Here is a 7,782-nt window from a genome sequence, read left to right on the forward strand (position 1 = left end):
TTATTTGAAAGGAAACTTTTAAGGTCACTCTTTGTGCCTGATAAAAAAATGGCGAAAACAAGAAGAACCTCAATTGAAGTTCTTCTTGTGATATTTGTGGGACAGCAGTGAAAGTCAGCCCCCACCAACCAAGGTTAAAAGGAATCCCTGTACGCGCGTGACGTACAGTCGTTAAAACCGCGATGCCAAACCACCACAAGCCAAAGCCCAATAACACCAAACCACCAATGACGCCTATGGCTGGCACTATTGTCGCCAATTCTTCTAATCCAACAGCATTCAAAATACGTGGAGCTTGCTGACCGAGTAACAACAAAGCCAATGCCTCTGTTCCAATCGGTCCTAAACATAACCAGCTAGAAATCGCGACTTCTTTTTCAGGCAACTGATGCAAAGCCAGACGTAACATTAAAATGGTTAAGATTGCAAAAGCAGGCAATACAGAAATCCCCCACAGCACATACCCCATGATCAAGATCGCTAAAGCATGCTGATCCGCGGCCAAATGCTGTAATAGTAATCCTGCAGAACTCGCAGCCACCTCACATGCCACGATTGGCAACAGCCAAACCGCAGTCATACGTTGCAATTGATGGTCCTGACAGCTAAACATACAAAATGGCACCACCCAGGCAATCAGCACCGCAAAAAATACATCGAGATACCAAAGATAAGTCGCTATCTGAACCGCAATATCACCATATAAATGCACCCCAAAGCTCAGGAAACCATTCGCAATCGTCGCTAGTCCCATCGGTATCGCACCTAAAAACAAGCTCATGTTTGGGTGGTTAAAAATCTGTTTTGCTTCAGTCAGAAATAGAATCCAACGCAAGCCATAAAGAATACTGAAAGTGATAAATAGCAAGATATTGAACTGCCATAATTTAGTCGCAAGCATAAACAAGACTGATGAAGCAAAAGGCAGCTGTGCTAAAATCATCGCCACCACACCTGTTCCCATCGTGGCGGTAAACCAGTTTGGGGTAAAATGGCGAATCACATCTCTGCTTTGTTCTAGCTGATAAAATGGCTTTTTCATCTCTTTCTCGATCTATAGCGACGATTAAGCTATCTTAAGCGACCCAATTAATAAGAAAAACTGATTTATTTTTATTTAATGAATCAATAAAAATGATATATTGCGTTTAAATATTGAAATTTCCTTGCGTAAAAACACAACAACAAGACGAATCGCTGAGAATATGGCAATATATAGCCTTTGCAAAATTCACTGAATTTAACGCCCATGAAGTTGCTTCGTCTCAACGCATTATCGCCAGATTTTCAGTTACCTCCGAGCGCGGTAACGATTGGCAATTTTGATGGTGTCCATCTGGGTCACCAAGCGATGATTGCTCAACTGAAAACATTGGCTGATGCCAAAGGCTTAAAAACATTAGTGATGATTTTTGAGCCACAACCGCTTGAATTTTTTAAAGGTTATGACGCACCACCACGTATTAGCTCGCTCAGAGAAAAAGTAGAATATTTAACTGAGTTAGGGGTGGATTATATTGCTGTCGCCAAGTTTGATCAGTATTTTAGAAGTCTTAATGCAACCGAGTTTGCTGAGTTACTCAAATTAAAACTCAATGCTCAAAGCTTAGTATTAGGTGATGACTTTCATTTTGGTAAAGACCGCCAAGGCAATAGCGAATTCCTACGCGATTATGGATTTGACGTCACTAATTTAAATACGGTGGCTTTAAATGGTGAACGTGTGAGTTCAACTCGTATTCGCCAAGTTTTACAAGCAGGTGATCTTGCTTTAGTTGCTAAATTATTGGGTCGTCCATACAGCATTACAGGTCGTGTGCAATATGGCGATCAGATTGGACGTACCCTTGATTTTCCAACGATTAATGTCCGTTTAAATCGCCATAAACCGTGTTTAAGTGGTATTTATGCGGTGGACGTGGTATGTGAGAATGCTTCTCTCACAGCCAAAATTCAACATATAGATACTGAGTTGAATGGAATTGCTGGTTATCAAGCTGATAGTTTGTTTGGTGCAGGTCATGTCGGGACACGTCCAGCTATTCAACAAGATCATCCAGAGTGGCGATTAGAAGTACATTTCCCTGATGTTTCTGCTAATCTGTATGGCCTATTGATGCGGGTAACTTTTCTTCACTATTTACATGGCGAACTGAATTACCCTTCGCTTGAAGCACTCAAAGCTGGGATTGATGATGATGTGCAAAAACTACGAGACTATCGTAAGCGCACACCAGAATTTCCTTTTTAAATTTTAAATTTCATTTTTGTAGAACATGTCAGTTTAGACTGATAAAACTGGAAGAAAACTTGCATGAGCGATAAGCAAACTCCTGAAAATGCAGTGGATTATAAAGCCACACTCAATTTGCCTGATACTGAATTTGCGATGAAAGCAAATTTGGCTGTGCGTGAAGCCAAATGGTTAGAAGAGTGGTATGCCGACAACATTTATCAGCAGATTCGCGCATCGCGTATTGGCAAGAAAAAATATGTACTTCATGACGGCCCTCCATATGCCAATGGTCAAATCCACTTAGGTCATGCAGTCAATAAAGTTCTAAAAGACATCATCATCAAAAGCCGCGTGATGGATGGCTTTGATGCACCTTATGTTCCTGGTTGGGACTGTCACGGATTACCGATTGAGCTTAAAGTAGAAGAAAAAGTGGGTAAGGTTGGTGTCAAGGTCGACGCATCTACCTTCCGCAAAGCCTGCCGTGAATATGCTTACACACAAGTCGAGTTACAGAAAAAAGACTTCGTGCGTATGGGTGTGTTTGGTGACTGGGATAACCCATACCTCACCATGAACTTTAAACAAGAAGCTGACATTGTACGCTCGTTGGGTGCGATTGCTAAAGCGGGTCATATTGAACCAGGTTTGAAGCCTGTGAACTGGTGTTTGGACTGTGGTTCTGCACTTGCAGAAGCAGAAGTTGAATACGAAGACAAAAAATCTGATGCAATTGATGTAGGTTTCACCGTCATTGATCTTAAAGATTTAAGCGCACGTCTAAGTATTGATGTTCAAGATGTGACTGATATTGTCATTTGGACAACTACACCGTGGACTTTACCTGCCAACCAAGCTGTTGCAGTACATGCCGACATTGACTACCAACTGGTACAAGTAAGTACTGAACGAGGCTCACAAAACTTCATTCTTGCCAAAGATTTAGTTGAATCAGCAATCGAACGTTACAAGCTCGAAAATCCAGTTGTATTGGCTGATTTTAAAGGCGCTGTCATTGAGAAGCTATTATTACAACATCCTTTAATTACTGATCGTCAAGTCCCAGTAATTGTTGGTGAGCACGTAATTGCGACTAGCGGTACAGGTGCCGTACACACTGCTCCTGGACACGGTGTGGACGACTATAAAGTCGGTCTGCAATACAATCTAAAAGTCGATAATCCAGTTGGTGGTAATGGCGTATATTTACCAACTGCACCGATTTTTGCGGGTGAGCACATCTACAAAGCCAATCCAAAAATTATCGAAGCTTTGGGTGCTGTAGGTCGTTTATGGGCACATCAGCCGATTAAACATAGCTATCCACATTGCTGGCGTCATAAAACACCGATTATCTTCCGTGCAACACCACAATGGTTTATCAGCATGGATGCCAAAGGTTTGCGTCAAACTGCTTTAAATGCGATTGAGAATGACATCGAATTTGTTCCAGATTGGGGTAAAAATCGTATTCAATCGATGATCGAAGGTCGTCCTGACTGGTGTATCTCACGTCAACGTACTTGGGGCGTACCAATCCCATTCTTTGTACACAAAGATACTAATGCATTACACCCTCGTACACCTGAACTCATTGAAGAAGTCGCTAAACTGATCGAACAAGAAGGTATTGATGGTTGGTATAACCGCGATGCTAGCGACTTCATTGGCGCAGATGCTGAACAGTACAATGCCGTACGCGATACACTTGACGTTTGGTTTGACTCAGGTACTACACATTATGCAGTGTTGCGTGAACGTGAAGAGTTACAAGACCCTGCAGATTTGTATCTTGAAGGTTCAGACCAACATCGTGGCTGGTTCCAATCGTCATTGTTAACTTCAATTGCGATTAATGAACGTGCACCGTATAAAGGTCTACTCACTCACGGTTTCGTCGTGGATGAGAAAGGTCGTAAAATGTCTAAGTCATTAGGCAACATCATCACCCCACAAGACATCATCAAAGATATGGGTGCAGATGGTTTACGTTTCTGGATTGCTTCGGCTGACTATCGATATGAAATGACCGCAGGTAAAGAAATCTTTAGCCGTGCGTCTGATGGTTATCGTCGTATCCGTAACACGTTACGTTTCTTGTTGGCAAACTTAAATGGTTTCAAGCCATCAACAGATGCTTTACCTGTAAACGAATTGATCGCATTAGACCAATACATCTTGCAACGTGCTGCTGAAGTACAAAAAACCATTCAGCAAGCCTATGAAGAGATGAACTTCCACATTGTAACTAACGCATTGACCAATTTCTGTATCAATGACTTAGGTGGTTTCTATCTCGACATCATCAAAGATCGTCAGTACACCACCAAAGCAGATTCACAAGCTCGCCGTTCAGCACAAACTGCGCTGTATCATTTAGTACAAGCTTTTGTGCGCTGGATGTCACCAATCCTGAGCTTTACTGCTCAAGAAGCTTGGCCATTGATCCCAGAGCAAACTGAGAAATATGTATTTACTGCTGAATGGTATGACATCCCAACGGCATCAACAGCAAACTTGCTTTCAGAAGCAGATTGGCAAACATTGATTAGCGTAAAATCAGCAGTAAATAAACAGATTGAAGCAGCACGTAACGCTAAACTTGTTGGTAGTAACTTATCTGCAAAAGTTGAACTTTGGGCAGATGAAGCATTACAAACATTATTAAATCAGTTGGCTGATGAATTACGTTTCGTCTTGATCACGTCTCAAGTCATCGTTTACCCGTATGCTGAACAAGGTGAAAGCACTGACTTAACAGGATTACGTGTCAAAGTTTCTGCGGCTGATGGTGAAAAATGTGTACGTTGCTGGCATGTATTGCCAGACGTGAATACCCACGTTGGTCATGCTGGTTTATGCGCTCGTTGTATCGTCAATGTCACTGGTAGTGGCGAAGTGAGAAAGTATGCCTAATACACAAGCAAAAAAAGGCTTGTTCCAGTTTTATCCTCATAATCTCATGTGGCTTGGACTTTCAGTCCTTGCCATTGTGTTAGATCAATGGACAAAATGGATTGCAAGTACACACTTAAACTATGCCGATCCTGTTCCTGTATTACCTTTCCTGAATTGGACATTACTGCATAACTATGGTGCTGCATTCAGTTTTCTTTCTGATGCTGGTGGCTGGCAACGTTACTTTTTTACTTCTTTAGCAGGCTTTGTCTCGATTATCTTTATTTTTTGGTTAATGAAAATGCCAAAAAAAATGATCATCCTTCCGATGGCAATTGCATTAATTCTCGGTGGTGCTATAGGCAACCTTATAGACCGCGTCTCATTGGGTTATGTCGTTGACTTTATTCATGTCTATTATCAAGACAGTCACTTCCCTGCTTTTAATATTGCAGATAGTGCGATTACCTTAGGAACAATCCTGCTACTTATTGATACTTTCTTCCTTGAAAAGAAACGTATCCAAAATGCGGAAACAAAAAATGTCTGAAATTATCCAACCAAACGAAGAAATTCGGATTGAAGATGGTTCAAAAGTTGATTTACATTTTTCAGTATCGATCGAAAATGGTGTTGAAATTGATAATACCCGTGGTCGTGAAGAGCCTGTTAGTCTAGTCATTGGGGATGGCAACCTACTCCCAGGATTTGAAAAAGCATTATTTGGTTTACGTGCAGGCGATCGTCGTACTGTACATTTACCGCCAGAAGATGCTTTTGGTCCATGGAATCCTGAAAATATTCAAACTTTTGATACCGTGAAGTTTGAACAACGTCCTATCATCGGGCATATGATTGAATTTGAAGATAAAGCTAAAGCAACCTTGTTTGGCATCGTAAAATCAGTCAATGATGACATCACAGAGATTGACTTTAATCATCCACTTGCTGGTAAAAACATTACCTTTGAAGTTGAAATCTTTAAAGTGACCCCAGCAGGTCAGCAAGGCATCAAATTGATGTAACACAAAAGCTCTCAAATGAGAGCTTTTTTTAACGCTAAAGAATTGTATAAGATCATAGAAACATTCATTTTTAAATCAAAGCAATAACACATAGGATTTTAAATATGCTCATTTATATTATTGTCGGCAGTGTTCGTGAAAGTCGAACTGCAATTAAAGTTGCAAACTGGGTACAACAAGCAATCTCTGAGCTCACATTAAATAATCTTCAAACAGAAATCGTCGATCTTAAAGAGTGGGATTTACCGTTATTTGCAGGTGCTCACCCACCTGCAACAGGTATCTATGACCAACCTAAACAGCAAGCTTGGGCAGATAAAATTGCACAAGCACAAGGATTCATATTTATTAGCCCTGAATATAACCATGGCTATAGTCCAGCACTGAAGAATGCCTTGGATTATGTCGGTAAAGAATGGCAAGGCAAACCAGCAGCTTTTATCGGCTATGGTTCAACCAATGGTTCACGTTCAATTAGCCAAATTCGTCAAGTAACTTCAAGCTTAGGAATTATTGATCCAAATGCAGTGATTGAAATTCGCGACATCTTTAAACGTAATAAAGACGAAAAATTTGAAGCCAATGAATTTGAAGTAAAAGGATTAGCAGCACTCGTTGCCAAATTACAGAAATATAATATCGCCTAATTGTACGTCTAGGCGTACATTGATCAGGTAGATTTACGTCTATTCCACTGTTGACTTGACCGCTAATATAAGATGCATAAAGAGACAGGAAGTCTCATCGAAAATAACAAGATACGCAGGAAGCGGTCGTTGATAAGGAATATAAACGACAAGAAACTGAATACTAAGAAGCCCCGTCAAGATGATGGGGCTTCTTTTTATCTATTCTTTCTCTAGCAATTGCTGAATTCTTTTTTGATAATTATTTAAAAATCCTTTGTCACTCTAAAATGTTCTGTTTCCTCATAAGATATCACTCTAATCCCTGTGTCCGAAAACTGATAAATTTTGGCATTTGGATAAACCAATAAAATAGGAGAATGGGTAGCAATAATAAATTGAGATTGCTCCTGACATAAACGATCTAAAACCGATAAGGTTGTCATCAACATCGTTGGAGACAAGGCTGCTTCTGGTTCATCTAAAAGGTATAAACCTTTCCCTTTTAATTTTATTGTTAATAATTTTAAGAAAGCCTCCCCATGTGAGCGTAAGTGTATATCTCCCCCATACTCCACAAAATAGTTCACTTGTTCATATAAGTTGCAACGTTATAAAAGCTCTCGGCACGTAAAAAGTAATAATCTTGAGGCTTCTTATAGCTTTTTATCGTTCGAATCGCCTGATGCAAACTTCTGAAAAAACCAAAGCAAGTGCTAAGGCCTCAAGAATGGTCGATTTCCCTGAACCATTCTCCCCGACAAAGAAAGTTACTTGTGGGTGAAACTTGATGCTTTCTAAATCGTTAACAGCTGGTACGACATAAGGGTAGCTAGCCCAATCCAAAGACTCAGGCGACTTAAACTTTACAGCTCGAATATAAGGTCTTTCTTGCATAAAATATTGGGAAATTTATTATTTGTTATAGCATGCTAGATTTTAAGTTTAAAAAATACCTTAATTCATTTATGAACGTCTTAAGCTGTCATATGCAAAA

The 7,782-nt window shown here is 40.3% G+C and carries 6 protein-coding genes and 1 pseudogene; 5 read left to right on the forward strand and 2 right to left on the reverse strand.

Annotation, left to right across the window (positions count from 1 at the left end; genetic code table 11):
* A partial coding sequence (locus A2003_RS09725) for a TDT family transporter (RefSeq protein ID WP_286687264.1) occupies positions 1-1,042 on the reverse strand: 1,042 nt, incomplete at its 3' end.
* 207 nt (positions 1,043-1,249) lie between these two features.
* On the opposite strand from A2003_RS09725, the gene ribF reads away from it, so the two are divergent.
* The 5 genes from ribF to A2003_RS09750 all read left to right on the forward strand — a co-directional run bounded on the left by ribF (position 1,250) and on the right by A2003_RS09750 (position 6,806).
* Positions 1,250-2,251: a riboflavin biosynthesis protein RibF gene (gene ribF, locus A2003_RS09730; protein WP_286687265.1), complete on the forward strand. Its 1,002-nt coding sequence runs from the start codon at positions 1,250-1,252 to the stop codon at positions 2,249-2,251.
* A gap of 63 nt (positions 2,252-2,314) precedes the next feature.
* Positions 2,315-5,152, forward strand: a complete 2,838-nt coding sequence (gene ileS, locus A2003_RS09735) for an isoleucine--tRNA ligase (protein ID WP_004966905.1) — start codon at positions 2,315-2,317, stop codon at positions 5,150-5,152.
* Complete coding sequence (lspA, locus tag A2003_RS09740; protein ID WP_004907358.1) at positions 5,145-5,684, forward strand: signal peptidase II; 540 nt, start codon at positions 5,145-5,147, stop codon at positions 5,682-5,684. The genes ileS and lspA overlap by 8 nt, the downstream gene beginning before the upstream one ends.
* Entirely contained in the window at positions 5,677-6,159 is a 483-nt protein-coding gene (locus tag A2003_RS09745) for an FKBP-type peptidyl-prolyl cis-trans isomerase (protein ID WP_004907359.1), read from the forward strand. Before lspA ends, A2003_RS09745 begins: the two co-directional genes overlap by 8 nt.
* 104 nt (positions 6,160-6,263) lie before the next feature.
* Positions 6,264-6,806 carry an NADPH-dependent FMN reductase gene (locus A2003_RS09750; RefSeq protein ID WP_075695959.1) on the forward strand — a complete coding sequence of 181 codons (543 nt, stop codon included), beginning with the start codon at positions 6,264-6,266 and terminating at the stop codon, positions 6,804-6,806.
* Positions 6,807-7,007: 201 nt separating this feature from the next.
* Here the strand turns inward: A2003_RS09750 and A2003_RS09755 are convergent.
* A pseudogene (locus A2003_RS09755) lies at positions 7,008-7,682 on the reverse strand (AAA family ATPase).
* Positions 7,683-7,782: the final 100 nt, after the last annotated feature.

It is taken from the genome of Acinetobacter sp. GWC1_38_13 (assembly GCF_001767535.1).
In the GTDB taxonomy this organism is placed as follows: Bacteria; Pseudomonadota; Gammaproteobacteria; order Pseudomonadales; family Moraxellaceae; genus Acinetobacter; species Acinetobacter junii.

Coding starts and splice junctions, on each gene's coding strand:
- ribF (WP_286687265.1), top strand. CDS start 1,250: ATGAAGTTGCTTCGTCTCAACGCATTATCGCCAGATTTTCAGTTACCT.
- ileS (WP_004966905.1), top strand. CDS start 2,315: ATGAGCGATAAGCAAACTCCTGAAAATGCAGTGGATTATAAAGCCACA.
- lspA (WP_004907358.1), top strand. CDS start 5,145: ATGCCTAATACACAAGCAAAAAAAGGCTTGTTCCAGTTTTATCCTCAT.
- A2003_RS09745 (WP_004907359.1), top strand. CDS start 5,677: ATGTCTGAAATTATCCAACCAAACGAAGAAATTCGGATTGAAGATGGT.
- A2003_RS09750 (WP_075695959.1), top strand. CDS start 6,264: ATGCTCATTTATATTATTGTCGGCAGTGTTCGTGAAAGTCGAACTGCA.